Here is a 24423-nt window from a genome sequence, read left to right as displayed (position 1 = left end):
GCCATGGGAGCGCTGGTAGTCATCGAGGGGCTCGACGGTGCGGGCAAGCGGACGCTGACCGAGGCCGTCACCGCCCAATTGCGTGCTGCCGGAGTGCGGATCGACGCGCTGGCGTTTCCGCGCTACGGCCGCTCGGTGCACGCCGATCTGGCCGCCGAGGCGCTGCACGGCGCGCACGGTGATCTCGCGGCCTCGGTCAACGCGATGGCCCTGCTGTTCGCGCTGGACCGGGCCGAGGCCAGGGACGAACTGACGAAGTCGTTGGCGGACAACGACATCGTGCTGCTCGACCGCTACGTCGCCTCCAACGCGGCCTACAACGCGGCCCGGCTGGAACAGCCCGTGGACGGCAAAATCGTCAGCTGGATAGGCGAATTGGAGTACGGCAGGTTCGACCTGCCCACTCCCGCCTTGCAGGTATTGCTCGACGTCTCACCGGAACTCGCGGCCGAGCGGGCCCGCCGGCGCGGTGAGCTGGACCACACTCGGGCGCTCGACGCCTACGAACGTGACGCGGCGCTCCAGCAACGCACCCTCGCGGTGTACCGTGAGCTCGCTCAACAGAACTGGTATGGGCCGTGGTGGATATTCCGATCAGGTGACGATCCAGCCACGCTGGCTGCGCGATTGGCCGATTTGATTACCCGCTAGGGTTAGATGTGCGGCGGGTTCACACCAGTGTTGGCGTGGCAGCCCGATCCTGGCCTGGGAGATGACAACATAGTAATTATGAAGCCGAAGATTCTGGTCGTCGACGACGATATGGCACTCGCGGAGATGCTCACGATCGTCTTGCGCGGGGAAGGGTTCGACCCGCATGTGGTCGGCGACGGCACACAGGCCCTGGCGGCGGTTCGCGAGATCCGCCCCGATCTGGTGTTGCTGGACCTGATGCTGCCCGGCATGAACGGCATCGACGTATGCCGCGTGCTGCGGGCCGATTCCGGGGTACCGATCGTGATGCTCACCGCGAAGACCGACACGGTCGACGTGGTGCTCGGACTCGAGTCCGGTGCCGACGATTACATCGTCAAGCCGTTCAAGCCGAAGGAACTCGTGGCCAGGGTGCGCGCTCGGTTGCGCCGCACCGAGGACGAGCCGGCCGAGCTGTTGTCCATCGCCGACATCGTGATCGATGTGCCCGCGCACAAGGTGACTCGCGGTGGCGCGCAGATCTCGCTGACGCCGCTGGAGTTCGATCTGCTTGTCGCCCTTGCGCGTAAGCCGCGTCAGGTGTTCACCCGCGAGGTGCTGCTCGAACAGGTCTGGGGTTACCGGCATGCCGCCGACACCCGGCTGGTGAACGTGCATGTGCAGCGGCTGCGCGCCAAGGTCGAGAAGGATCCCGAGAATCCGGAGATCGTGCTGACCGTCCGTGGCGTCGGCTACAAGGCCGGACCGCCGTGATCCGTCGCGGTGCGGCAGGCTCGGCAGCGCTCGGGTGGACGGAGGCATCGAGCGCCGACGAGGCTCGGTCGTGACCGATCGCTCCAGAAACCAACTGGAGCGGCGGCTGGCGGCGATAGGTGCCCGGTTCACCGAACTGGGCACGCTCCTGGGTCATCTCTGGCAGCGCTCGCTGCAACTGCGGGTGGCCGTCTCGACGATCACCCTGTCGTTGATCGTGATCACGATTCTCGGTGTGGTGCTGACCGATCAGATCACCAACCGGATGTTGGACACCAAGATCAACGCAGCGGTCGAGGAGATGGGCCGCGCCCGCAACGCGGTGCACAGCCAGTTGGTCGGCACGCACGACACGGGTAACCAGCTGACGCCGGCGCGCAACGCGCTGTCCAGCGACGGCGGCCCGCAGACCGGCGTGGCGGGCAGCTACGACGTGGTGCTCGCGATGGTCGGCCCGAGCCAGCAGGAAGTCGCGGCGGGGCCGATTCAGGACGTGCCCAACGAGCTGCGCAACTTCGTCCGGCGCGGACAGGTCAGCCGCCAGTTCACCACGGTCTCCGACTCCAGCGGCTATCGCGGTCCGGCGTTGATCATCGGCAGCCCGAGCACCGAAATCCCCACGCTGGAGATCTATCTCATCTTCCCGCTGGCCACCGAGGCCCGCAGCCTGTCGCTGATCCGCGGCACCATGCTGATCGGCGGCATCGTGCTGCTGGTCCTGCTCGCCGCGATCACCGCGCTGGTGACCAGACAGGTGGTGCTGCCGATCCGGTCGGCGGCGCGGATCGCCGGTCGCTTCGCCGACGGCAGGCTGAAAGAACGCATGCTGGTGCGCGGCGAGGACGACATGGCGCGGCTGGCGCAGGCGTTCAACGAGATGGCCGAGAGCCTGTCCAATCAGATCACCCAGCTGGAGGAATTCGGAAACCTGCAGCGCCGGTTCACCTCTGACGTCAGCCACGAGCTGCGCACGCCGTTGACCACGGTGCGGATGGCGGCGGATCTGATCCACGGCAGCAGCGACGACCTGGATCCCGCGCTGGCCCGCAGCGCCGAGCTGCTGGTCAACGAGCTGGACCGGTTCGAGGGCCTGCTCAACGATCTGCTCGAGATCAGCCGCCACGACGCGGGTGTGGCCGAATTGCAGGTCGAATCGCTGGACGTGCGGATGTGCGCGCGGGCGGCGATCTCCACGGTGCGGCATCTGGCCAAGGACGCCGGGGTCGAGGTGGTCATCGACATGCCGGAGGAACCGCTGGTCGCCGAGGTGGATCCGCGGCGGGTCGAGCGGGTGCTGCGCAATCTGCTGGCCAACGCCATCGACCACAGCGAGGGCAAGCCGGTGCTGATCCGGATGCGCGGCGACGTGGACGCGAACGCGGTCTCGGTGGTGGTGCGCGACCAGGGCGTCGGCCTGCGGCCGGGCGAGGAGAAGCTGGTCTTCAACCGGTTCTGGCGCTCGGATCCGTCCCGGATGCGCCGCTCCGGCGGCACCGGGCTCGGGCTGTCGATCAGCGTCGAGGACGCGAATCTGCACGAAGGCAGGCTGGAGGCATGGGGCGAGGTCGGGATCGGCGCGAGCTTCCGGCTGACCCTGCCGCTGGTGCGCGGCAAGAAGCTCGGCGCGAGCCCGCTGTCCCTGGAACCCGTGCGCAAGCAGGTCGTGGTGCGGCAGGCGGAACTGGAGATCGTGCCGAATTCGGTTGCGCCGGAACCGAGCCCGACCTCGGTCGACGGCCTCGCGACGCCGTCGACGGGGAACGGCTCGTCGGCCGTCGCGCATCCGGCGCCGGGCGCGGCGCAGACGTCGGCGGGGGCCGACGCGGTGAACGAATCAGGGGACGTACCGTCATGAGCATGCGTGTCGGTTCGGCGAAGACGCAGCGGCTGTTCGCGTTCGGCGCGGCGGCCCTCGCGGCATTGGTCGTGCTGTCCGGGTGTGCGAGCCTGCCGGAATCCTCGGCGCCGCAGGCGCTGGGCACGATCAACCGTGAGCCCACCTCCGAGGGCCCGCCGCCGCCCACCCAGGGGCGCGATCCCGATCTGCTGTTGCGCGACTTCCTGCTGGCCACCGCCGACCCGGCGAACCGGCACCTGGCGGCCCGGCAGTACATGACCCCGTCGGCCGCGGCGCAGTGGGACGACTCCGCGGGCACCACGATCGTGGAGAAGCCGGATACCTTGCGCGAGTCGCGCACCGGCGACAAGGCCACCTATCGGATCCGGGCGCGCAAGATCGCCGACCTGGACAGCAACGGCGCGTACCGGGCCTCGGCGGACCCGCCGCTGGAAAACAAGATCGAGATGACCAAGGTCAACGACGAGTGGCGCATCGACGAGCTGCCCGACGGCGTCGTGATGGACGCCATCGCGTTCGGCAAGATGTACCGGCGCTATGTGCTCTACTTCGTCGACCCGACCAGCAGCGTGGTGGTGCCCGACCTGCGCTGGGCCGCCGTGCCCAAGGCGCAGCTGACCCAGCGGCTGCTGGCCATGCTCGGCGAGGGCACCCAGCCCGCGCTGGCCCCGGTGCTGCGCAACGAGCTGGCCGCGCCGATCACCCTGCGCGGTCCCATCACCAAGGCCAACGGCGATCCGGACGACGTCGGCGTCGGGCTCGGCGGGGTGAAGATCGACTTCGCCGGCGCCTCGGCGCTCAATCCGCACGATCGGGAGTTGCTCGCCGCGCAGGTGGTGCTCACCCTGGCCGGCGCGGACATCCTCGGGCCGTATGTGCTGCTGGCCGACGGGAAGCCGTTCGACGACCGGTTCACCGGCAGCGGCTGGGCGGTCGCCGATGTGCAGCAGTACAGCCAGCCGACGCAGGGGAACAGTCAGGTCGGGCTGCACGCGCTGCGCGGCGGCGTGCTGGTGCAGGTGCCGGAGAACAACGCGCCGATCACCCCGGCGCCCGGTTACTTCGGCACGGTGAACAACCTGCTGTCCGCGGCGCTGTCGCCGGACAGTCAGCTGGTCGCCGGTGTCGCGGACGCCGGACGGCCCCCGCCGGACCCGGCGCGCACCTTGATGATCGGCACCTACGGTGGCAACGCGATTCCGGTCGCCGCGGGCAACACCATCACCCGGCCGTCCTGGAATATCGACGGCACCGCCGCGTGGGCTGTGATCGATGGCGAGCGGGTGATCCGCGCGGTCCACGACCGGTCCACCAACACCGTCTCGGTGCAGGACGTCGACACCTCGGCGCTCACCTCCGGGTCGGCCTTCCATGCGCCGATCACCGAGCTGCGGATCGCCCGCAGCGGGGTACGAGCGGCCCTGATCGCCGACGGGAAAGTCTATGTCGCGGTGGTCATTCCGAAGCCCGGTGGCGGATTTGCGCTGGCTTCGCCGCTGCCCGTCGGGGTCAACTCGAGCGCGGCCGCGGTGTCGCTGTCCTGGTTCGGCAGCGACCGGTTGATCATCTCCAGGGAGGGCAATGTCGACCCGGTCGGCACCGTGTCCATCGACGGGTCGCAGCCGACCCCGCAGACCAGCCGGAACCTGACCGCGCCGGTGCGGCAGGTCAGCGCCAACCCGGAACATCAGTACGCCGCCGATTCGCGCGCGGTGCTGGAGCTGACCAGCAACCCGGACGGTGGCGAGCCGTACTGGCGCGAGGTGCCCGGTCTCGGCGCGAACGCCGTCCCGGTGCTGCCCGGGTAACAGCCGCACCAGTCCTGATTTCCCGCACCCCGACTCGCCGTCCTGACACGCGTGCGTTTGTCAAAAGCCGTGCGGCTGTGGTGGATCGGGACGGTTTGTCGGTGGGTGCGGGGACACTCGGGCGATGCGGACCTTGCTGGATCTGATTCTGCCCGCTGCCTGCGCGGGTTGCCGGGTCGCCGGTGTCGGCTGGTGTGCCGACTGTGCGGCGGCGCTCGCGGGCCCGCCGATCCGGGTGTGGCCGCGGACCGATCCGGGGGTGCCGTGCTGGGCGCTCGGGCCGTACGCGGGGCCGGGGCGGCGGGCGGTGCTGGCGGCCAAGGAGCGCGGCCGACGGGATCTGGCCGAGCCGCTCGGGCTCGCGCTGGCCCGTGCGCTCACGCGGTTGCGGGCGGGGGATCGGCCGCTGGTGCTCGTCCCCGCACCGAGCCGCACGATCGCCGCGCGCCGGCGGGGCGGCGATCCGGTGTTACGCGCGGCGCGGGTAGCCGCGAGTTGGCTGCCCGATAGCCAGATGGTATCCGTGCTCCGAGTGTGGTGGGCTGTGCGGGATTCGGTGGGCTTGACACCCGGTGAGCGGGCTCACAATCTGCACGGCCGGGTCACCACACTACCCGGTCGCGCGGCCACACCGCGGATTCCGGCAAACGCCGAGGTAGTGCTGGTCGACGATGTGCTGACCACCGGGGCCACCGCGCGCGAGTCGGTGCGCGCGCTGGCTCGGATCGGCCTGCCGACACGCGCGGTACTGGTTACCTGTGCTGCTTGACTCCGGGAAATTTGCGTGAACACTGGCGCACTCCCCGATGTCGTACTAGCGTCGCGAACACACACCCGAACCGGGAGTTTGGAGGTGGCGCCTCGGACATCATGTGCCGAGAGATCGTCGATCGGCACGGCTCATTCCCGCCGCACGCACGTTGTCTGTGCGGCCATATTCGGGAGGTACGCGTGACGACTTCTTCACGACCTTCAGTGCAAGACGCCGATCCTTCGGTGTTGGATGACAGCACCTTGGACGTGACCGAACAATCCGTTGCGGACCGAACCAAGACGCCCCGCGCGGACGTCGTGGTCAAGGGTCGCAATGTCGAAGTTCCGGATCACTTTCGAATCTATGTCGCGGAGAAACTCTCCCGGCTCGAACGTTTCGATCCGTCCATTTTCATTTTCGACGTCGAGCTGTTCCACGAACGAAATCGTCGGCAGCGCAAGAGTTGTCAGCGGGTGGAGATCACCGCGCGCGGCAAGGGCCCGATCGTGCGGGCCGAGGCCTGCGCCGACAGCTTCTATGCCGCGCTGGAGTCGGTGACGGCGAAGCTGGAAAGCCGCCTGCGCCGCACCAAGGATCGCCGCAAGGTGCACTACGGGGACAAGACCCCCGTCTCCGTCGCCCAGGCGACCGCCGATCTGGTGGACGACTCGCTGTTCACCCAGCCGAACGGAAACGGCGCCTCTGTCGCGCACGACCACCCCGACGGCGAATCCCGCCGTCGCACCGACGACCTGCCGGAAAACTCGGAATACGCGGCCGGACCCGGCCATATCGTTCGCACCAAGGTGCACACCGCGACCCCGATGTCCGTCGACGACGCCCTCTACCAGATGGAACTCGTCGGCCATGACTTCTTCCTCTTCCAAGACCGAGAGACCGACCGACCGTCGGTTGTCTATCGCCGGCACGCCTTCGACTACGGCCTCATCCGGCTCGCATAGTCCAGGGTCCGCACCCTATCCACCTCTCCGGGCAGTCAACGCTCGAGTTGGGTGCCCGGAGACCCGCCTCGGTCGTTGAAGGCCATCATCCGTCCATGCTCGGCTTCGCCGCGAACTTCGTCAGAAGCGTTGTGGCTGTGCGAGATTCCTTGTTGCTCCAGGCCCGTGCGAGGTCGAGCAGGCGGCGGATGTCGGCGTCGATATCGTTCGACGGCGCGCCGAACCGATCGGCCTCCCGTGCCACTGTGGCCGGTGCAGTTCCGCCGCGCTTGGCCGCGATGGCCTGCTTCAGCTGCCAGGCGTAGCGCTCGTTGGTCGGCGGGCCGAGCGTCGCCGGGTCGGCGGGCAGGTATCGGTGCAACTGCATCAAGGCGTCGCGGATTTCCACCGTCATGCGCAGCAGGCGCGCATCGGCTCGAATCGGTTTGTCCGGTGGCAGAACGATTTCCGGCACCGCGGTGGTGAGGTCGAGCCACAGTGGACTCAGCGTGCGGCAGTGTCGTCCGGTTCGATCCCACCCCGCCACGGTCGATATCTGGGCGATCAGCGGGACGGCCAGGATCGAGCAACCGAGGAAGGTGGCGCCGAAGGCTGGTCCGGCCCAGCGGATCAGCTGGGGGTCATCGATCGGCCAGCGATCGGTCAGCTGCACCGCGGTGAGCGCGAGCCCGCCGCAGCCGACCACCATCGTGGCCAGCAGCGTGACATAGAGCAGCCGCTCGGCCGTGGTCACCTCGCCGCAGCGCAGTTCGCGCATCGCCGAGCGCCAGACCAGGCGGCCACAGGCGAGCAACGGGAACCACATGATCGCCCAGACCAGGATGGCCTCCCAGCTCGGCGACTGACCGAGCAGCCGACCCTGCGCGCGGGCCGATGTCCCGACGATCAGGATGACGCACAGCGTGACCGCGCCGGCCAGGTCGTAGATCCGTTGCCGTGCGCGAGCGGTCGCCGGGTCGGCCCCGGCCCACAGCCTGGCCGTGCCGTACAGGCTGGCGGTCTCCAGCATGAGCGCGCCCATGGCGAGTTGATGGGTGAGACTGCCGATCTGCGGTGCGATTCCGCGTTCCCACAGCACGAGTCCGACGGCGGCCCAGGCCAGTGCGCGGTTGAGCAGTCGATCGATCATCGTGTGGTGCAACAACATCCGGCGTCCGGCCGCGACCAGCACGACGAAAACGATCACCGGCACCGCGAAGATCGCGGGAACGGGTGAGCTCACCGACGGCGGTCGCGGAAGAACGTCCGGTGCAGCAACGAGTCTCGGCGCGGTGGCCGCATGGCGTGCAGCATGACCATGTCGGCGAAGGTCTCGGCATCGCGTTCGCGGGTGGTGCCGTAGTCGGTGCGGCCGAGCACGTGCGCGATGGATTCGGGGGAGATCGACGGCAGCAGTTCGGCGACCGCGGCCACCGTCGGAGTGGTCCGGCCGGGCTCGCCGTCGGTCGGCTGCTCCGGGCCGTGGCCGAGCAGCATGTGGCCGAGTTCGTGCACGATGATGTGCTCGGCGTGCCACTCGGTGGTGTCCGCGCCGTAGACGATGACGTCGCTGTCCTGCTTGGCGATCCACAGTCCGCTGCCGGTGCCGCAGCCGGTGCCCGCGAGCAGCGCGGTATCGATCGGCAGCAGGCTGATGTCCCGGCCGCGGAATCGCGCGACATCGTCGAGGTAGCTCGACAGGTCCCACGGGTGCGGTATCGGTACGTCCCGAGTCAGGTTCCGGAACTGGGCCTGCATGGCCATGCGATCGAATCTCCTACAGCAAGCTCGGTGCCCCCATGTAGGTAGGGATATTACCGACTCGGCGGTACGGGACCATCCGTGCTCTCGATGATTCGCGCGAGAATCGACTGGTCGACGTTGGAGCCGCGCAACGCGATGCTGGAAACGTTGGCATCGCGCATGGTCGCGAGGAGTTCGAGTTCCCGGTCGATGGCCGCGGCCGCCGGGCCGGTGGTGGTGAGGTAGTCCGCGGCCACGCCGAAACTCTGGGCGATCGCCGCCAGCAGATCCGGTTCGACTGCGGCGGAAGCGTTTTCGCCGTCGAATTCGCCCCGGCGTAGTCGTTCCAGCTGACTCGCGGGGACGCTGCGGCGCAGGTAGTCGCCGGCCTGCGCGGCCACCGTCGCATTGCTGCGCTCCGGCGCCGAGCGCGGGTGCACGACCGCGAACAGCCGATTGATCTTGTGGCTCAGCGTGAGCGCCTCGTTGGCCGGCGCGCCGTTCGTCATCTCCGTCACCTCAGTGCCCACCGTTTCGACTCGCGGTCGTGGCCAGGTTGGCAGCCAGCCACCGTGCCCGGAACTGACCTTCTGTCGCAGCATCCACGTCCTCCGATCGTCCGGCGAGCCAGCGCCGGTATCGCCGTTCCTGCAGTTCGGTGCCCTCGCTGGCCTCGGCAGGCACCTCGAGCAGGTGCGCGAAGGCCATTTCGACGAGGGGATGTAGCACCCGGCCGGGTCCGCCGTTGCGTTCGAGCATCGCGGTCGCGTAGCGGGCGGAGAGTTTGGAGACGACCCGGTTGAGTTCGTCGATCGCGGAGGTCAATTGGGGGTCGGTTGCCCGGCCCTGCTCGACCGCGTCGTTGAGCCGGCCCGCGGTGGCGAGCAGGCCGGTGAGGTCGGCGATCTCGAAGCGGATCGAGTCGGGTCCGGCCACGACGGACTCGCCGGGGTGGCGGGCGGCCGGCCCGAGCTCGTCGGCGACGGCGGGCGTGCCGCCCGCGTAGGTCCGCGCGGCACTGCCCGGCAGCCAGCGCAGCGGCGCGTCGAGTTTGTTCAGCGTGGTGGTGCTGATCGCCGCGTCGCCGTCCTCGATCTTGCGAATCGTCGGTGCCGAAGGACCCCCGAGGTCGCCGATCTGTAACTGCGTGAGTCCGAGCTCGTCCCGGCGTTCCTTGATGATTCGGCCGAATCTCTTCTGGCGCCGCGACAGCTCCGAAGGGCTATGCATAGTGCACTCAAGGGTAGGCGCGACCAGGGGCAAAGGCAAATCGATAGAAAGTGTTTGAAAAATCAGTGGCAATATTGCTACTGTTCTGATGCGCCGAGTCGCTTCCGACTTCGGCCTTGCGGAGCGTTCCGAGACGAGCAGGGGCGTTCGTCGGGACGGGCGCCTCCGGTCTGTTGCGCAACGGCGCGCGGCAGGCCGGAACCAGCGACGGTGGAGGGGATCGCCGCTGCGCACGGGATCACCGTCGGCGAAGGGGGTCGACGGTGAACTTACTATGGAGTAAGTTTGGTGGTCATAGATCTCTCGAAAGGAAATCGCATGGCCACCAAGGCTGCTCGCCGTGCCGTGATCGTGTCCGGTGCGCGCACGCCGTTCGTGCGTGCGTTCACCGGATACACGCGGATGGACTCCATCGCGCTCGCCGATGCCGCCGTCCGGGGGTTGCTCGAGCGCACCGGGCTGCCCGGCGCACAGGTGCAGGCGATCGTCTGGGGCGGGGTCATCCTGCCCAGCGCGGCGCCGAACATCGCCCGGGAGATCGCCCTCGACCTGCGGTTGGATCCAGGTTGCGAGGGTTACACGGTGACCCGCGCCTGCGCGTCCGGCTTGCAGGCGGTGACCTCCGCCGCGGCCGCGATCGAGCGCGGCGAATACGACATCATGATTGCCGGCGGCAGCGATTCGACCTCCAACGCCGAGGTCAAGCTGCCGCAGAAGGTGGTGCACGCGGCCGCGCCGCTGGCCCTGGGCAAGCCGAAGCCGAAGGACTATCTGTCCGCGCTCACCCAGCTCGCGCCGTTCACCGATCTGCTGCCGAGCCGGCCGAAGATCGCCGAGCGGACCACCGGCGAGGTGATGGGGGAGTCGGCGGAGAAGATGGCGCGCATCCACGGCGTCAGCCGGGCCGATCAGGACGAGTTCGCCGCGCGCTCACACCACCGCGCCGCCGCGGCCATCGATTCGGGTCGGTTCGACGACGAGGTGCTGCGGGTGCGCACGCCCGAGGGCACCGAGATCGCGCGCGACGGATTGGTCCGCGGGGATACCAGCATCGAAAAACTGTCGAAACTCAAGCCGGTGTTCGCCGAAAACGGCACCGTGACGGCCGGCAATGCCAGCCCGCTCACCGATGGTGCTTCGGCTGTGCTGTTGATGAGCGAGGAGAAGGCGCTCGAGCTGGGGTATCGGCCGCTGGCTGCGTTCCGGTCGTGGAGCTACGTCAGCGTCGATCCGACCGATCAGGTGCTGATCGGCCCGGCGATTTCCATGCCGCGGGCGCTGGACAAGGCCGGAATGTCGTTGAGCGACATCGATTTCGTCGATATCCACGAGGCGTTCGCGGCGCAGACGCTGTCCGTGCTGGCCGCGCTCGGCAGCACCGAGTGGGCCAAGACCCGCCTCGATCGGGACACCGCGGTCGGCGAGGTCGACCTCGACACGCTCAATGTGCACGGCGGCTCGGTCTCGCTCGGTCACCCGTTCGGCGCCACCGGCGCGCGGATGGTCACCACGATGGCGAACGAGCTCGCCCGGACCGGGAAAAACGCCGCGCTGCTCGGCATCTGCGCGGCCGGCGGCATCGGCGCCTCCGCGGTCCTGGAACGCGTCTGACGGTTCGCGCTACCGATCGCGGCGCGGTCGTTCCGGGGGAATCACCGGGATCGTGCCGTCCGCGGTCGGGCGGATGCCGTAGCCGGTGAAGGTGCGGCGGGCGCTCTGCGGTTTGCGGCCGCCCTCGTCGGCGATGATGCGCAGGCAGGTGTCGTGGTTGGTCTCGCCGGGCCGTCCCTCGCGGCGCAGGCGCAGCATGGCGGACGCGAGGTCGATGCCGAGCTCATTCGACAACCGGACGGCATCGACGTTGGCCATGGCAAAACCTCCTGAAGCTGAAAAACCGAGCGCGCGAGAAGAATCCATTGTCCGAGATGGATCCGTCAGTGGCGTACCCAATCGCCGGGTCTGTGAATCCTCACGCAACAGCCGCACACCTGGTGATCTCCCGCACAGCGAATCGCATGCGAAAACGTCTGCGGGAGATCAGGAAGTGTGCGTCAGACACGGTAGGTCTCGTGGTGGACGGCGTCGTGCAGCGGGCGGCGGGTGCGCCAGCCGAAGCGTTCCAGGTCGGGGGTCTGCTGGAATTCGTGCACCGGGCCGACGCACAGCCAGGCGATCGGACGGATGCCCTCGGGTAGGCCGACCAGGTCGGTGAGGAATTCGGGGTCGTAGAACGACACCCAGCCGACGCCGATGCCCTCCGCGGTGGCGGCCAGCCAGAGGTTCTGGATCGCGAGAACGGCGGAGTAGACGCCGGTTTCGGGAACGGTGGCGCGGCCGAGCACCTGCGGGCCGCCGCGGCCGTGGTCGTAGCTGACCACGATGCCGGTGCCGCTCTCCAGGATGCCCTCGATCTTGATCGGCTCGAAGGTGGCCGCGCGCTCCGGCGGCAGTCCCGCCCGGAACTCGACCCGCTTGTCCGCCACATGATCGGCGAACTTGCGCAGCGTGCTCGGGTCGCGCACCACCACGAAATCCCACGGCTGCGAATTCCCGACGCTCGGCGCCCGATGCGCCGCCTCCAGCATCCGCCACAGCGTCGCGTCGTCCACCGGCTCCCCGGTGAACTCGGCCCGCACATCCCGCCGGGTCCGGATTGCCTCGTAAACGCTCAGCTCAGCAGCACACATGCGGTCAGTCAACCAAGTCGCGCACCGGCGGCGACCCGCGGCCCGGACACGACAGTGCGGACGACAGATTCTGCCGCCCGCACTGGTCAGGATGTCAGCGCCGCCACTGCCGGTAATGCTCGACGACGTTGCCGTTGCTGTCGCGATCGCAGGTACCGCTCATCAGGTCGTGGGTGCTGACCAGATCCTTTTCCAGCTGCCGGGCGCAGTCCCACTCGGCATCCGGGCCGGAGTAGACCTGTCCGTCGTAGGCCGACGCCACTCCGGTCGCCCCGAGGCCGATGGTCGCTGCGGCGGCACAGGCAGAGAAGACGTTACTTCCATTGCTCGAACGTCACGGTGTAGCCGCCGTTGCCATCGGACTTGCAGCTGACGCTTTGCAGACCCGGGTTGTCCGTCAGGTCCTGATCCATCTGCCTGCTGCAATCCCAGTAGGCGTTGGGACCGTTGAAGTATTGCCCGTTGAAGGCGGACGCGACGCCGGCGGCGCCCAGCCCGATGGCGACCGCGGCGCAGGCACAGAAAACCGTACGAAACATGTGAATCCCTCCCATTACGAATGGTCCGGGTCCTCCCATGACGCCGGAACCGCTTCCCAATTTATCAGGACGCGGTGCCGTCGGCCAGGGTGGAATTCACGAGATTTGTTGGGCAGTGCCATGTTTCAGCGAAATGTGCGGGACGTCGATTCGAATCCATCGAATAGGGCGCACATTCCTGAGCGGCCCGGATCGGCGAATCCGGGCCGACTGCCTTATTTCGTGAGTTGCAATGCGCGTGCGACGGGGGCGGGGCGGCGGGTGAGGCGCTTGCGGCCCTCGGCGAGTGCGGTGCGCAGGCCGCGGCGCTTGCCGGTCTCCGGGTCGATGACCGGGGTGGTGGCGCCGGCGAACTTGCGCTCCGAGGCGGTCTCGGGGGCGTCGTCGGCGGTGTCGCGCAGGTACTTGTTCGGCAGCGACAGCTTGAGGATGGTGCGCCAGGCCTTGAAGTACTGCACCGGCAGCGAGCCGGTGGTGTAGGGCAGGTCGTACTTCTCGGCGAGTTCCCTGACCTTCACCGCGATCTCGGCGTACCGGTTGCTCGGCAGGTCGGGGAACAGGTGGTGCTCGATCTGGTGGCTCAGGTTGCCGGTCATGAAGTGGGTGATCGGGCCGCCGGAGATGTTGGCACTGCCGAGCATCTGGCGCAGGTACCACTGGCCCTTGGTCTCGCCGTCGATGTCGGCCTTGGTGAACTTCTCCGCGCCGTCGGGGAAGTGACCGCAGAAGATCACCGCGTTGGACCACACGTTGCGGATCGCGTTCGCGGCGAGGTTGGCGGTCAGCGTGGAGAAGAAGGCGGGGCCGGTGAGCGCCGGGAAGATCACGTAGTCCTTGACCACCTGCTTGCCCATCTTGGTGAGCGCCTCGGTGCGCTTGCGCTCGAAGTCGGCCCGCTCCGGGGTGCCCGGCTTGAACCGGCCCGCGGCCAGCTTGCCCAGCTCCATGTGCTGGATCGCGACGCCGTATTCGAACAGCAGCTGCAGCACCAGGTTGTAGACCGGGTTGCCCAGGTTGAACGGCTTCCACCGCTGGTCCCGGGTGACGCGCAGCAGGCCGTAGCCGATGTCGTCGTCCATGCCGAGCACGTTGGTGTACTTGTGGTGCAGGTAGTTGTGCGTGTGCTTCCAGTGCTTGGCCGCGCCCGCGTTATCCCATTCCCAGGTGCTGGAGTGGATTTCCGGATCGTTCATCCAGTCCCACTGTCCGTGCATGGCGTTGTGCCCGATCTCCATGTTCTCGATGATCTTGGCGGTGCCGAGCAGGGCGACGCCGGCCAGCCAGGCCGGCGGTAAGAAGCTGGCGAACAGCACGCCGCGGCCGCTGATCTCGAGTGCGCGTTGCAGACGGATCACGTTGCGGATGTACCGCGCGTCGCGCGCACCGCGCGAGGCTTCGATATCCCGCCGGATCGCGTCGAATTCCGCGCCGAGTGCTTCCACGTCGGCCTCGGTGAGATGTGCGTATTCCTTGACATCCGAGATCGCCATGGCGGTTACAGTACCGTAAGTTACGAGACCGTAGGTTACGCGGACCTGAACGCGGATATGGCAAATCTCCCATTGCGTTCACGATCATTCGATGCTAGGCCGTTCGCATCGACGTTACGGCGTAAAGCCTTCTCCCGCACGGAATTCCGGCGTGCCGAACCCTGTCCGTGCCCGCGCTCATCTTGCTCTGCCCGGCGGTCGCGCGCAACTCGTAGCGACGGATTCGTCCGGACCGCACGCGAGCCCGGATCGGCTCCCCATTCGCACTGGGGATATCCGGTCAAACAGCCACTTTGTCGAACTTTTGCCAGATCGACACGTGCCGTTCCGAAGATTCACCTAACTTCCAGCGTCCCTGACGAATGGAGTTCGACCATGCGATTATCCAAGGCGTTGCTCACGGCTGTTCTGCTCGCGAGCACCGCGCTGGTGGGGGCCGCGCCGCTGGCGCAGGCCGACGACCATGCACGCGTGCGCGTGCTGACCTGGAACATCCTGCACGGTGGCCGTGAGCCCACGCCGGACAATCTGAACGACCTGATCGACCAGGTGATCGAGATCAAGCCGGACGTGTTCTTCGCCGTGGAGACCTATGGTTCCGGCGAGACCATCACCGACGCGCTGACCCGCCGCGCGCGCAACGGCCGCTACACCGGCGTCAAGATCACCGATCGCCCGGCCGGACAGGACAACCTGTGGATCTTCACCAAGTACGACGTCGTCGCGACCTACCCGAAGCCGCAGGGCGGCCCGGTGAGCGACTTCAACCTCGGCGGCGTCCGGGTGCGGGTGCCGCACGACGGTGAACTGAATCTGTTCGCCACCTGGCTGACCTACACCGATCCATGGGACGGCTACCTGATCGACGAGAACGCGATCGATCGCCGCGACGGCCGCGAACCGCGCAACTCGGTGGCCGCCGTGGTGCAGGCCGAGCGGGCGCAGACGCAGTACATCACCGACATAGTGAACAACCAGATTCCGCGGATGCTCGACGGCAACAGCGCGCCGGCGCTGCTCGGCGGGGACTTCAACACGCTGCCCGGCGCGGACTGGACGCCGGCCCAGGCGAACTGCCCGAACCACTTCGGGCTGAGCTACCCGCTGACCGCCACCAAGGCCGTCACCGACGCGGGTTTCGTGGACACCTTCCGCGCCGCCAACCCGGATGTCTGCGCGGTCCCCGGCCGGACCTGGAGTCCGCTGCCGACGGAGAAGCTGCTCACCGATCAGCGGATCGACTTCCTCTTCGCCAAGGGCAAGGTCGAGACGCGGGAGGCACGCATCGTCGATCAGCGCCTGCGCCGCCACGGGCCGGGAGTGTTCTACTCCGACCATGCTGCGGTGGTCAGCGACCTGAAGGTGCGCTGGTGATCGGTTGACCGTCCGGGCCGGTACTCAGCCGAGTACCGGCCTCCGGCTCAACGCCGCCGGCGGGTGCGCAACGACGCCCGCTGCCGAACGGCCTTGCGGCGCAACGACGCCTGCTCGGTGCGCGCCCGCTCCTGCAACGCCACCGTCGCCTCGCGCAGCGCTTCCTTCTCGTGCTCGGCCTTCTCGCGCAGCGCGCGCTTGGCCTCGCGCAGCATTTCCTTTTCCTGCCGCGCCTTCTCCTTGAGCACCACCTTGGCCTCGCGCATCGCCGAGCGCAGCCCGCGCCGCTGCCCGGTCTCCGGGTCGACGCCGAGCCAGCTCGCGGTGTCCGAACTCGGCAGCGACGGCAGGGTGATGCCGGCGAACTTGCGTTCCGAGGAGGTCTCCGGCGCGTTGTCCGCGGTGGCCTTCAGGAAACGGTCCGGCAGCGCGAGCTTGTGGATGGTGCGGAAGGCGAGCAGGTACTGCTTGCCGAGCGAGCCGGTGGTGTAGGGCAGGTCGTACTTGTCGCACAGTTCGCGCACCCGCACCGCGACCTCCGAGTACCGGTTGCTCGGCAGGTCGGGGAACAGGTGGTGCTCGATCTGGTAGCAGAGGTTGCCGCTCATGAACGCCATCGCGGGCCCGGCCTTGAAGTTGGCACTGCCGAGCATCTGCCGCAGGTACCACTCGCCGCTGGTCTCGCCCTCGAGCTGTTCGATGGTGAATTTCTCGGCGCCGTCCGGAAAGTGGCCGCAGAAGATCACCGCGTAGGCCCACAGGTTGCGCACCAGGTTGGCGGTGGCGTTCGCCTTCAGCGTGGACATGAACGCCGGGCCGGTGAGCGCCGGGTAGAACAGGAAGTCCTTGGCCACCTGACGGGCGATCTTGCGGCCGAACTCGCGGTTCGGCTCGGTCATCAGCCCCTTCGGGGTGTCGGACAGTTCCTTCTCGATGCTCCAGTCGTGAATCGCGATGCCCCACTCGAAGGTGGCGGCGAGCAGCAGGTTCGCGAACGGCTGCACCAGGTGGATCGGGCGCCAGGTCTCGTCACGGGTCATCCGCAGGATGCCGAAGCCGAGGTCCTCGTCCTTGCCGAGCACGTTGGTATAGGTGTGGTGGGAGTAGTTGTGCGCGCGCCGCCACTGCGACGAGGGCCCGGTCTGATCCCACTCCCAGCTGCTGGAGTGGATCTCCGGGTCGTTCATCCAGTCCCACTGCCCGTGGCTGATGTTGTGCCCGAGCTCCATGTTCTCCACGATCTTGGCGACCGAGAGCAACGCGGTGCCGGTGAGCCAGGCCCACCGGTTGCGGCTGCCGAACAGCACCGCGCGACCGGCCACCTCGAGCGCGCGCTGCGCGGCGATGGTGCGGCGGATGTATTTCGCGTCACGCTCGCCGCGCGACTGCTCCACCGAGCGCCGGATCGAATCGAGCTCCTGCCCCAGGGTTTCGATGTCTGCCGCAGTCAGGTGGGCGAACGCCTGAATATCGGTGATTGCCACCGGGAGTCCTTTCGCTGCTCAATTTGATTTGAGGGTACCCAAAGAAAGTCGGCGGCGTCCGGGGCCGAGGCCCGGCGCGCGCTCAGACGTCCAGGGTGCAGTCGCCCGCCGCGGCGGAGATGCAGGTCTGCACCTTGTCGCCTTCGCGATGCTCGTCACCGTTGCGCAGATCGCGCACATGCCCGGAACTCAGGGTCACGACGCAGGTCTGGCAGATGCCCATGCGGCAGCCGAACGGCATCTGCACGCCCGCGGCCTCGCCCGCCTCCAGCAGGCTGGTCGCGCCGTCGATCTCGGCGGTGCGCCCGGTCTTGCCGAAGGTGACCGTGCCGCCCTCGCCGACCGCGCCGCGCTCGATCTCGAACCGCTCGATGTGCAGCCGGTCCGCGATGCCCGCGTCCCGCCAGTGATGCTCGATCTCGTCCAGCATCGCGGCCGGGCCGCAGGCCCAGGTCTGCCGCTCGCGCCAGTCCGGGAACTTCTCATCCAGGCCGGCCAGCGCGAACTTGCCGTGCTCGCCGGTCAGGTTCAGGTGCGAGGTGAAACTCGGATGCCGGTCGTGCAGGTCGCGCAGCTCGGCGCCGAACATCACGTCCTCGGCGGTGCGCGCGGAATGCAGGTGCTGCACATCGGTGACCAGGTCGCGCCGGTCCATCGAGCGCAGCATCGCCAGCACCGGGGTGATGCCGCTGCCCGCGGTGAGGAACAGCACCTTCTCCGGCGGCGGGTAGGGCAGCACGAAACCACCCTGCGGCGCGGCCAGCCGCACCACCGTGCCGACCGGGACGCCGCTGACCAGGTGACTGGACAGGAAGCCCTCCGGCATCGCCTTCACCGCGATCGAGATGACCCGCTTGCCGCCGGCCTCCGGATCCGACCAGTTCGGCGGGCAGGTCAGCGAATAGGACCGCCAGTGCCAGCGGCCGTCGATCAGCACGCCGATGCCGATGTACTGGCCCGGCTCGTATTTGAAGTCGAAGCCCCAGCCCGGCTTGATCACCAGGGTGGCCGAATCCGCGGTCTCCTTGCGCACGTCGACGATGCGACCGCGCAGCTCGCGGGCCGACCACAGGGGGTTGGCCAGGTGTAGATAATCGTCGGGCAGCAGCGGGGTGGTGACCCGGGCCACGGCCCCGCGCAGCACGTTCAGCCTGCCGCCGCGTTCGGCGACCGCGGCGGCCGGAGCCTCCAGCCACTCCCGCACGCCCCGCACGGAGAATCCCCCATTTTTCGAGCTCATCGCTGCCGTTCGTCTTCCTGTTCGTCGGATGCGCTGCCCACGCAACAGCCAGGTTACGGCATCGTAGGTTAGCTGACGTGTCGTGGCCGTCACCCTTATCATCCCGGGCGAACGACCGTCCGTCACCACGTCCGGGCGATAAGGGAACGTCAGAGCAGTTCGAGCAGGAACGGCAGTTCCTGCGCGGCGTACCAGGCCAGCTGGTGGTCCTCGGCGTCGCCGAGCACGAACTCGGCGTCGGTGTCGCCGAGGTCGGCGGCGTCCACCACGTCGACCGCCTTGGCCACCTCGGGCTCGGCCTCGGCCAGGTCGACGTGCACGCAGCCGATCTGGTCGTAGCTGATCGGCCCGGCCAGCTTGACCACCGCGTCGTCGAGGTCGGGGCGCAGCTTCGCGCCGGTCACGTCCGCGGCGATCACCGCGCGCCGGTAGACCGGCCGGCCGGTCGCGGCCGGCTCGGCGTCCTCGGCCGAGTCGTCGGCGTCGTCGCGTTCGGCGGCGAGCAGGCGCAGCGAGGCGCGGGCGGCCTCGCCCATCGCCACCTCGGCCAGCTCCTCGTCGTCGCCGGAGGCGTACGCCTCGCGCAGCGCCGGGGTCACCGCGAACGCGGTGCCGCCGATCGGGCCCAGCTCCCGGTTGGTGACGAGCTCGCGCAGCATCGGCACCGTCGCGGGGATGTAGACCCGCATTTTCTCCTGATCAGACGCAGGCACCGAGCATCTCCTCCATGGAATCGCGCACCGACGCGGCCAGCACGCCGATGTCCGCCATCGCGTCGCGGTCGGCGTTGAGTCCGTAGAAAACGCGTCCGTCATAGGACGTGATCCCGATGCTCGAGGCCTGATTACGCAGCAGCGGCGACACCGGATACATCTCCAGCATCCGCGCGCCGCCGATGAACATCGGGGTCTGCGGACCCGGTGCGTTGGTGATCACCAGATTGAAAGTGTGTTCTGCGAAGGTACTCGCCGCACGCACGCTCATGGCATGCAGGCTCGCCGGAGCGAACCCGGCCAGATGTACCAGCGTGCGCGCGCGGACCCCGCGATGCTGCCTGCCGTTGGCCTCGGTGGCGTGCGCGATGTGCGACAGCCGCATCACCGGATTGGGCTCGCCGACCGGCAGATCGATCAGGAACGAGGACACCTCGCTGGCCGGTTTCAGCTGATCCCCGTCCGCCCCTTCGACATACACCGACATCGGCACCACGGCGCGCAGCGTGGTCGATTCGGTCAGGCCCTCGCCGCGGGAGAGCAGCCAGTTGCGCAGCGCGCCGGTGACCACCGCGAGGATGACGTCGTTGATCGAGCAGTCGAAGCGCTTGCGGATCTTGCGGTAGTCCTCGAGTTCGGTGCGCACCACGTCGAAGCGGCGGTTGCGCGAGGTGCGCGCGTTCAGGGGGCTGTCCGGCGCGCCGGTCGTCGCGGCGCGCACCGCGGAGACCACCGAGTCCATCGCCCGGCCCGCGGCGCCGATCACCGCGAACGCGTGCCCGCTGGCCCGCCGGGCCACCTCGATGGCCTCGCGCGGCTGGGCGGCCAGGTGGGTCAGCGCGCCGATCAGCAGTTCCGCCTCGTTGGGTTCGCGGGGCGCGAGCCAGGCGTCGTCGGCGAGTTCGCGCGGCGCCGGGCCGTTGTCCAGGATCACGTGGCCGATCTCCAGCGCGGTGTCCCCGTCGACCAGCGCCGAATGGGTCTTGGTGAAGATCGCGCAGCGGCCGTCGGACAGACCCTCGATCAGGTACATCTCCCACAGCGGCCGGGTCTGATCCAGCGGCCGGGAGGCCAGCCTGGCCACCAGTTCGTGCAGTTGCTCGTCGGTGCCCGGCGTCGGCAGCGCGGAGCGGCGGATGTGATAGGTGACGTCGAACTGGCTGTCCTCCACCCACACCGGCCGGCCGAGGGCGAACGGGATCTCGCGCACTTTGCGCCGATAGCGGGGGACCAGCGAGAGCCGGGCGTCGACCAGGTCGACCAGCCGGTCGTAGTCGAGGGCCGGGTCGGCGGCGCCGCTGCCCGGCTCGGTATTCCGGAGGATCGCGAGGGAGCCGATGTGGATCGGATTGCTGCTCGACTCGAGCCGATAGAACGACGCGTCCTGCGGCGTCAGTCTCGTGATCACGCTGCCCGGTGCTCCTTTTTCGATGCCGCCTCACGCCTATTGTGCTGTCGCCACAGGGATTCAGCTGCTCCGCTGTGGCGTATCCGGTGAAATCGGCGTTCCCCTTTACCCGTCCCGGCGGTCGTGGCAAGCTGTTCGACTCGAGCACGGGGAACTCGATTCGATCACAGGGGGACACCGGATGCACAGCCGACGACCATCGCTTTCGCCCGCTCCGCGCAGCGAGCCGCCGCTGGACGGCGATCGGCCGGTTCGCGCGCGGCCGGAGGCGTTGTCGCCACGAGCCGCGCTGCCCTGCCGTCGCATGCCGGCACATAGCGGGTCGACCAATCGGGCGGCACAGCGCCGCACCCGGCACGACGGACGCCTTACATCGTACGGCACCGATGGCGAAACAGGTTCCGCGGCAAGTCGATTCGCCGAAAGTTCGCTGCGCCTCGTCTTGGAGGCGCTGGACGGGCGGCGCCCGGTGGTCCAGCTGCGCCGGCTGGTGGCCCCTTCGGTGCTGGCCGCCATCGAAACGCTCGCCCGGTCCGCGCCGCCCGGCCACGGCCTCGGCCCGGCCCTGCTGACCAAGCTCGGGGTCGAGCTGACCGGGCCGAACACGGCCGAGGTCTATGGCAGTTATCAACGCGGGAATCGGGTGTTCGCCCTCGCCGCGTGCGTGGTGCTGCACCGCACAGGCTGGCAGCTGAGCGCGTTCCGCGTACTGTGAGTACCAGGGCGGACGACCCGGCGGGGTACCGCATTACCATGGGGCGTGCAGCGGATTCCGCACTCGGAGCGCGAACCCCGCACGCCGGCCGTGCGTCCACCCCTCGGCCCGGCGCCGACGACACGAAATGACACACCGACCAGAGGACTGACGAGACCCGTGCCTGCGCTGACACTGACGAGGTTGCTACGGATTGGTGAGGGTCGCATGGTCAAGCGGCTCGCCAACTTCGCCGATCAGGTTCTCGACCTCGAGTCGGAGTACGAGCTACTCACCGACGACGAGCTGCGCGGCAAGACCGACGAGTTCCGCGAGCGCTACTCGGACATGGTCGAGGACGGCCACGCGGACCCGCTCGGCGCGCTGATGGCCGAGGCCTTCGCGGTCGCGCGCGAGGCGTCCTGGCGAGTGCTGAACCAGAAGCACTACAAGGTGCAGATCATGGGCGGCGCGGCGCTGCACACCGGCAACATCGCCGAGATGAAGACCGGTGAGGGCAAGACGCTCACCTCGGTGCTGCCCGCGTTCCTCAACGCGATCAGCGGCGACGGCGTGCACATCGTCACCACCAACGACTACCTGGCCAAGCGCGACTCCGAGTGGATGGGCCGCGTGCACCGCTTCCTCGGGCTCGAGGTCGGCGCGATTCTGGGCGGCATGACGCCCGCGCAGCGCAGGGTGGCCTACGGCGCCGACATCACCTACGGCACGAACAACGAGTTCGGCTTCGACTACCTGCGCGACAACATGACCCACTCGCTCGACGATCTGGTCCAGCGCGGGCACAACTTCGCCGTGGTCGACGAGGTCGACTCGATCCTGATCGACGAGGCGCGTACGCCGCTGATCATCTCCGGCCCGGCCGACGCGTCCAGCAAGTGGTACGCCGAATTCGCCCGCATCGCCCCGCTGTTGAAGAAGGACCTGCACTACGAGGTCGACATCAAGAAGCGCACCATCGGCGTGCACGAGGCAGGCGTCGAGTTCATCGAGGACCAGCTCGGCATCGACAACCTCTACGAGGCCGCCAACTCGCCGCTGGTCAGCTACGTGAACAACGCGATCAAGGCCAAGGAGCTGTACTCGCGCGACAAGGACTACATCGTCCGCGACGGCGAGGTGATCATCGTCGACGAGTTCACCGGCCGCATCCTGGTCGGTCGCCGCTACAACGAGGGCATGCACCAGGCGATCGAGGCCAAAGAGGGGGTGGAGATCCAGCCGGAGAACCAGACCCTGGCCACGATCACCCTGCAGAATTACTTCCGCCTCTACGACAAGCTGTCCGGCATGACCGGTACCGCCGAGACCGAGGCGGCCGAGTTGCACCAGATCTACAGCCTCGGCGTGGTCCCGATCCCGACGAACCGGCCGATGGTTCGCGCGGATCAGTCCGACCTGATCTACAAGACCGAAGAGGCCAAGTTCGCGGCCGTGGTCGACGACGTCACCGAGCGGCACCAGCGCGACCAGCCGGTGCTGATCGGTACCACCAGCGTCGAGCGCTCGGAGTACCTGTCCAAGCAGTTCACCAAGCGCGGCATCGCGCACACCGTGCTGAACGCGAAGTTCCACGAGAAGGAAGCCGAGATCATCGCCGAGGCCGGTCGGCCGGGCGCGGTGACCGTGGCGACCAACATGGCCGGTCGTGGTACCGACGTCGTGCTCGGCGGCAACCCGGACATCATCGCCGACCTCATCCTGCGCCGCGAGGGCCTGGACCCGGTCGAGACGCCGGACGCCTACCAGCAGGCCTGGCTGCCGACGCTGGAGCAGGTCAAGGCGCAGACCTCGGCGGACGCGGAGATCGTGCGCGACGCCGGCGGGCTCTACGTGCTCGGCACCGAGCGGCACGAGTCGCGGCGCATCGACAACCAGCTGCGTGGTCGTTCCGGCCGCCAGGGTGACCCCGGCGAGTCGCGGTTCTACCTGTCGCTGGGCGACGAGCTGATGCGCCGGTTCAACGGCGCCGCGCTCGAGGCGATCATGACCCGGCTCAACCTGCCCGACGATGTGCCGATCGAGGCCAAGATGGTCTCCAAGGCGATCAAGAGCGCGCAGACCCAGGTCGAGCAGCAGAACTTCGAGATCCGCAAGAACGTGCTCAAGTACGACGAGGTGATGAACCAGCAGCGCACCATCATCTACGGCGAGCGCAATCGGATCCTGCGCGGCGAGGACATGGAGGGCCAGGTCCAGAGCATGATCACGGACGTGGTCACCGCATACGTCAACGGCGCGACCGCCGAGGGCTACGTCGAGGACTGGGATCTGGACAAGCTGTGGACGGCGCTCAAGACGCTGTACCCGGTGAAGGTCAGCTACAAGGATCTGACCGGCGAGACCGCGGTCGGCGAGGCCGGCGACCTGAGCCGCGAGGAACTGCTCGAGGCGCTGCTGGACGACGCGCACGAGGCCTACGAGCGGCGCGAGGCCGAGATCGACGGGCTGGCCGGCCAGGGCAGCATGCGCAATCTCGAACGGCAGGTGCTGCTGTCGGTGCTCGACCGCAAGTGGCGCGAGCACCTCTACGAGATGGACTACCTCAAGGAGGGCATCGGTCTGCGGGCGATGGCGCAGCGCGACCCGCTGGTCGAGTACCAGCGCGAGGGCTTCGACATGTTCTCGGCGATGCTCGAGGGCCTGAAGGAAGAGTCGGTCGGCTTCCTGTTCAACCTGCAGGTCGAGGTGCAGCAGCCGCAGCCGGAAGGCGTCTCGGTCGATCAGGGCCTGCGTTCGCCGGTCGGTGCGATGGCCGCGCCGCGCCCGCTGCCCACCGACGAGGCGCCCCTGCCCAACGGCAGCGGCGCCGCCCCGGCGGCGTTGCGCGCCAAGGGAATCGACGACTCCGCCCGGCGTGGCCTGAGCTACTCGGGACCGGACGAGGGTGGGCATCGCGAGGTGCACAGCGACGCCGAGGAGTACGGCGACGGCACCACCCGCCGCGAGCGCCGCGAGGCCGCCCGCGCGCAGGAGAAGCCCAAGCGCGCGCCGAAGCCGCGTCGCCGGCACTGAGATGTGAAGTGGCAGCG

General features: G+C 68.2%; 23 protein-coding genes. 10 read left to right on the top strand and 13 right to left on the bottom strand.

All coding sequences use genetic code 11. The features are described 5' to 3' along the window. Positions 1 to 3 precede the first annotated feature (3 nt). The 6 genes from AB0M22_RS06645 to raiA all read left to right on the top strand — a co-directional run bounded on the left by AB0M22_RS06645 (position 4) and on the right by raiA (position 6789). Positions 4 to 651 carry a dTMP kinase gene (locus tag AB0M22_RS06645; RefSeq protein ID WP_364721970.1) on the top strand — a complete coding sequence of 216 codons (648 nt, stop codon included), beginning with the start codon at positions 4 to 6 and terminating at the stop codon, positions 649 to 651. Positions 652 to 720: 69 nt separating this feature from the next. Next, complete coding sequence (gene mtrA / locus AB0M22_RS06640; RefSeq protein WP_174567705.1) at positions 721 to 1407, top strand: MtrAB system response regulator MtrA; 687 nt, start codon at positions 721 to 723, stop codon at positions 1405 to 1407. Between the two features lie 106 nt (positions 1408 to 1513). Then, the gene (gene mtrB, locus AB0M22_RS06635; protein WP_364723973.1) at positions 1514 to 3262 is read left to right on the top strand and encodes an MtrAB system histidine kinase MtrB; all 1749 of its coding nucleotides are present in this window, start codon (positions 1514 to 1516) and stop codon (positions 3260 to 3262) included. Further along, positions 3259 to 5073: an MtrAB system accessory lipoprotein LpqB gene (lpqB, locus tag AB0M22_RS06630; RefSeq protein ID WP_364721968.1), complete on the top strand. Its 1815-nt coding sequence runs from the start codon at positions 3259 to 3261 to the stop codon at positions 5071 to 5073. The genes mtrB and lpqB overlap by 4 nt, the downstream gene beginning before the upstream one ends. Positions 5074 to 5197: 124 nt before the next feature. Then, complete coding sequence (locus AB0M22_RS06625; RefSeq protein ID WP_364721966.1) at positions 5198 to 5842, top strand: ComF family protein; 645 nt, start codon at positions 5198 to 5200, stop codon at positions 5840 to 5842. 227 nt (positions 5843 to 6069) lie between these two features. Continuing rightward, the gene (gene raiA, locus AB0M22_RS06620) at positions 6070 to 6789 is read left to right on the top strand and encodes a ribosome-associated translation inhibitor RaiA (protein ID WP_364721963.1); all 720 of its coding nucleotides are present in this window, start codon (positions 6070 to 6072) and stop codon (positions 6787 to 6789) included. Positions 6790 to 6874: 85 nt separating this feature from the next. On the opposite strand, the gene AB0M22_RS06615 is transcribed toward raiA, so the two are convergent. Genes AB0M22_RS06615 through AB0M22_RS06600 form a run of 4 tightly spaced genes read right to left on the bottom strand, consistent with a single transcriptional unit; the run spans position 6875 to position 9741 of the window. Further along, on the bottom strand, positions 6875 to 8011 hold the full coding sequence (locus AB0M22_RS06615) for an MAB_1171c family putative transporter (protein WP_364721961.1): 1137 nt from the start codon (positions 8009 to 8011) through the stop codon (positions 6875 to 6877). Next, positions 8008 to 8532, bottom strand: coding sequence for a hypothetical protein (locus AB0M22_RS06610; protein ID WP_364721959.1), 525 nt, complete (start codon positions 8530 to 8532; stop codon positions 8008 to 8010). The genes AB0M22_RS06615 and AB0M22_RS06610 overlap by 4 nt, the downstream gene beginning before the upstream one ends. Positions 8533 to 8582: 50 nt before the next feature. Then, positions 8583 to 9020, bottom strand: a complete 438-nt coding sequence (locus tag AB0M22_RS06605) for a hypothetical protein (protein ID WP_364721957.1) — start codon at positions 9018 to 9020, stop codon at positions 8583 to 8585. A 10-nt stretch (positions 9021 to 9030) separates the two neighbouring features. Continuing rightward, positions 9031 to 9741 carry a helix-turn-helix transcriptional regulator gene (locus AB0M22_RS06600; RefSeq protein WP_364721955.1) on the bottom strand — a complete coding sequence of 237 codons (711 nt, stop codon included), beginning with the start codon at positions 9739 to 9741 and terminating at the stop codon, positions 9031 to 9033. A gap of 318 nt (positions 9742 to 10059) precedes the next feature. Between AB0M22_RS06600 and AB0M22_RS06595 the strand changes: the two genes are divergently transcribed. Next, on the top strand, positions 10060 to 11352 hold the full coding sequence (locus tag AB0M22_RS06595; RefSeq protein ID WP_364721953.1) for an acetyl-CoA C-acyltransferase: 1293 nt from the start codon (positions 10060 to 10062) through the stop codon (positions 11350 to 11352). A gap of 9 nt (positions 11353 to 11361) precedes the next feature. Here the strand turns inward: AB0M22_RS06595 and AB0M22_RS06590 are convergent, their stop codons facing one another. From AB0M22_RS06590 to AB0M22_RS06570, 5 genes are all read right to left on the bottom strand, one after another. Beyond that, positions 11362 to 11610: a hypothetical protein gene (locus tag AB0M22_RS06590; RefSeq protein ID WP_364721951.1), complete on the bottom strand. Its 249-nt coding sequence runs from the start codon at positions 11608 to 11610 to the stop codon at positions 11362 to 11364. Positions 11611 to 11792: 182 nt separating this feature from the next. Next, entirely contained in the window at positions 11793 to 12413 is a 621-nt protein-coding gene (bluB, locus tag AB0M22_RS06585; protein ID WP_364723970.1) for a 5,6-dimethylbenzimidazole synthase, read from the bottom strand. A 109-nt stretch (positions 12414 to 12522) separates the two neighbouring features. Further along, positions 12523 to 12690, bottom strand: coding sequence for a hypothetical protein (locus tag AB0M22_RS06580; RefSeq protein ID WP_364721949.1), 168 nt, complete (start codon positions 12688 to 12690; stop codon positions 12523 to 12525). A gap of 52 nt (positions 12691 to 12742) precedes the next feature. Then, positions 12743 to 12967, bottom strand: coding sequence for a hypothetical protein (locus tag AB0M22_RS06575; protein ID WP_150402459.1), 225 nt, complete (start codon positions 12965 to 12967; stop codon positions 12743 to 12745). Between the two features lie 215 nt (positions 12968 to 13182). Beyond that, the gene (locus AB0M22_RS06570) at positions 13183 to 14457 is read right to left on the bottom strand and encodes a fatty acid desaturase (RefSeq protein WP_364721946.1); all 1275 of its coding nucleotides are present in this window, start codon (positions 14455 to 14457) and stop codon (positions 13183 to 13185) included. 375 nt (positions 14458 to 14832) lie between these two features. On the opposite strand from AB0M22_RS06570, the gene AB0M22_RS06565 reads away from it, so the two are divergent. Further along, positions 14833 to 15831: an endonuclease/exonuclease/phosphatase family protein gene (locus AB0M22_RS06565; RefSeq protein ID WP_364721944.1), complete on the top strand. Its 999-nt coding sequence runs from the start codon at positions 14833 to 14835 to the stop codon at positions 15829 to 15831. 47 nt (positions 15832 to 15878) lie between these two features. Here the strand turns inward: AB0M22_RS06565 and AB0M22_RS06560 are convergent, their stop codons facing one another. From AB0M22_RS06560 to AB0M22_RS06545, 4 genes are all read right to left on the bottom strand, one after another. Beyond that, complete coding sequence (locus tag AB0M22_RS06560; protein WP_364721942.1) at positions 15879 to 17315, bottom strand: fatty acid desaturase; 1437 nt, start codon at positions 17313 to 17315, stop codon at positions 15879 to 15881. Between the two features lie 82 nt (positions 17316 to 17397). Beyond that, positions 17398 to 18555, bottom strand: a complete 1158-nt coding sequence (locus AB0M22_RS06555; RefSeq protein WP_364721939.1) for a ferredoxin reductase — start codon at positions 18553 to 18555, stop codon at positions 17398 to 17400. 149 nt (positions 18556 to 18704) lie between these two features. Beyond that, positions 18705 to 19244 carry a hypothetical protein gene (locus tag AB0M22_RS06550; RefSeq protein ID WP_364723968.1) on the bottom strand — a complete coding sequence of 180 codons (540 nt, stop codon included), beginning with the start codon at positions 19242 to 19244 and terminating at the stop codon, positions 18705 to 18707. Positions 19245 to 19254: 10 nt separating this feature from the next. Continuing rightward, on the bottom strand, positions 19255 to 20676 hold the full coding sequence (locus tag AB0M22_RS06545; protein ID WP_364721937.1) for a wax ester/triacylglycerol synthase family O-acyltransferase: 1422 nt from the start codon (positions 20674 to 20676) through the stop codon (positions 19255 to 19257). Positions 20677 to 20980: 304 nt separating this feature from the next. Here AB0M22_RS06545 and AB0M22_RS06540 point away from each other — a divergent pair, with 304 nt between their 5' ends. Then, positions 20981 to 21391 carry an Rv3235 family protein gene (locus tag AB0M22_RS06540; RefSeq protein ID WP_364721935.1) on the top strand — a complete coding sequence of 137 codons (411 nt, stop codon included), beginning with the start codon at positions 20981 to 20983 and terminating at the stop codon, positions 21389 to 21391. 159 nt (positions 21392 to 21550) lie between these two features. Continuing rightward, positions 21551 to 24406, top strand: coding sequence for a preprotein translocase subunit SecA (gene secA, locus AB0M22_RS06535; protein ID WP_364721933.1), 2856 nt, complete (start codon positions 21551 to 21553; stop codon positions 24404 to 24406). Positions 24407 to 24423 lie beyond the last annotated feature (17 nt).

The sequence above is a fragment of the Nocardia sp. NPDC051756 genome, assembly GCF_040681495.1.
In the GTDB taxonomy this organism is placed as follows: domain Bacteria; phylum Actinomycetota; class Actinomycetes; order Mycobacteriales; family Mycobacteriaceae; genus Nocardia.
This window is presented reverse-complemented; position numbering and strand designations above follow the sequence as displayed.

Excerpts from the sequence above, each read along its gene's own strand:
- AB0M22_RS06575 (WP_150402459.1), bottom strand. The coding sequence starts at position 12,967 with ATGTTTCGTACGGTTTTCTGTGCCTGCGCCGCGGTCGCCATCGGGCTG.
- AB0M22_RS06555 (WP_364721939.1), bottom strand. The coding sequence starts at position 18,555 with ATGAGCTCGAAAAATGGGGGATTCTCCGTGCGGGGCGTGCGGGAGTGG.
- AB0M22_RS06605 (WP_364721957.1), bottom strand. The coding sequence starts at position 9,020 with ATGACGAACGGCGCGCCGGCCAACGAGGCGCTCACGCTGAGCCACAAG.
- AB0M22_RS06610 (WP_364721959.1), bottom strand. The coding sequence starts at position 8,532 with ATGGCCATGCAGGCCCAGTTCCGGAACCTGACTCGGGACGTACCGATA.
- AB0M22_RS06625 (WP_364721966.1), top strand. The coding sequence starts at position 5,198 with ATGCGGACCTTGCTGGATCTGATTCTGCCCGCTGCCTGCGCGGGTTGC.
- lpqB (WP_364721968.1), top strand. The coding sequence starts at position 3,259 with ATGAGCATGCGTGTCGGTTCGGCGAAGACGCAGCGGCTGTTCGCGTTC.
- AB0M22_RS06565 (WP_364721944.1), top strand. The coding sequence starts at position 14,833 with ATGCGATTATCCAAGGCGTTGCTCACGGCTGTTCTGCTCGCGAGCACC.
- AB0M22_RS06550 (WP_364723968.1), bottom strand. The coding sequence starts at position 19,244 with ATGCGGGTCTACATCCCCGCGACGGTGCCGATGCTGCGCGAGCTCGTC.
- AB0M22_RS06590 (WP_364721951.1), bottom strand. The coding sequence starts at position 11,610 with ATGGCCAACGTCGATGCCGTCCGGTTGTCGAATGAGCTCGGCATCGAC.
- AB0M22_RS06570 (WP_364721946.1), bottom strand. The coding sequence starts at position 14,457 with ATGGCGATCTCGGATGTCAAGGAATACGCACATCTCACCGAGGCCGAC.
- AB0M22_RS06645 (WP_364721970.1), top strand. The coding sequence starts at position 4 with ATGGGAGCGCTGGTAGTCATCGAGGGGCTCGACGGTGCGGGCAAGCGG.
- AB0M22_RS06540 (WP_364721935.1), top strand. The coding sequence starts at position 20,981 with ATGCCGGCACATAGCGGGTCGACCAATCGGGCGGCACAGCGCCGCACC.
- AB0M22_RS06595 (WP_364721953.1), top strand. The coding sequence starts at position 10,060 with ATGGCCACCAAGGCTGCTCGCCGTGCCGTGATCGTGTCCGGTGCGCGC.
- AB0M22_RS06600 (WP_364721955.1), bottom strand. The coding sequence starts at position 9,741 with ATGCATAGCCCTTCGGAGCTGTCGCGGCGCCAGAAGAGATTCGGCCGA.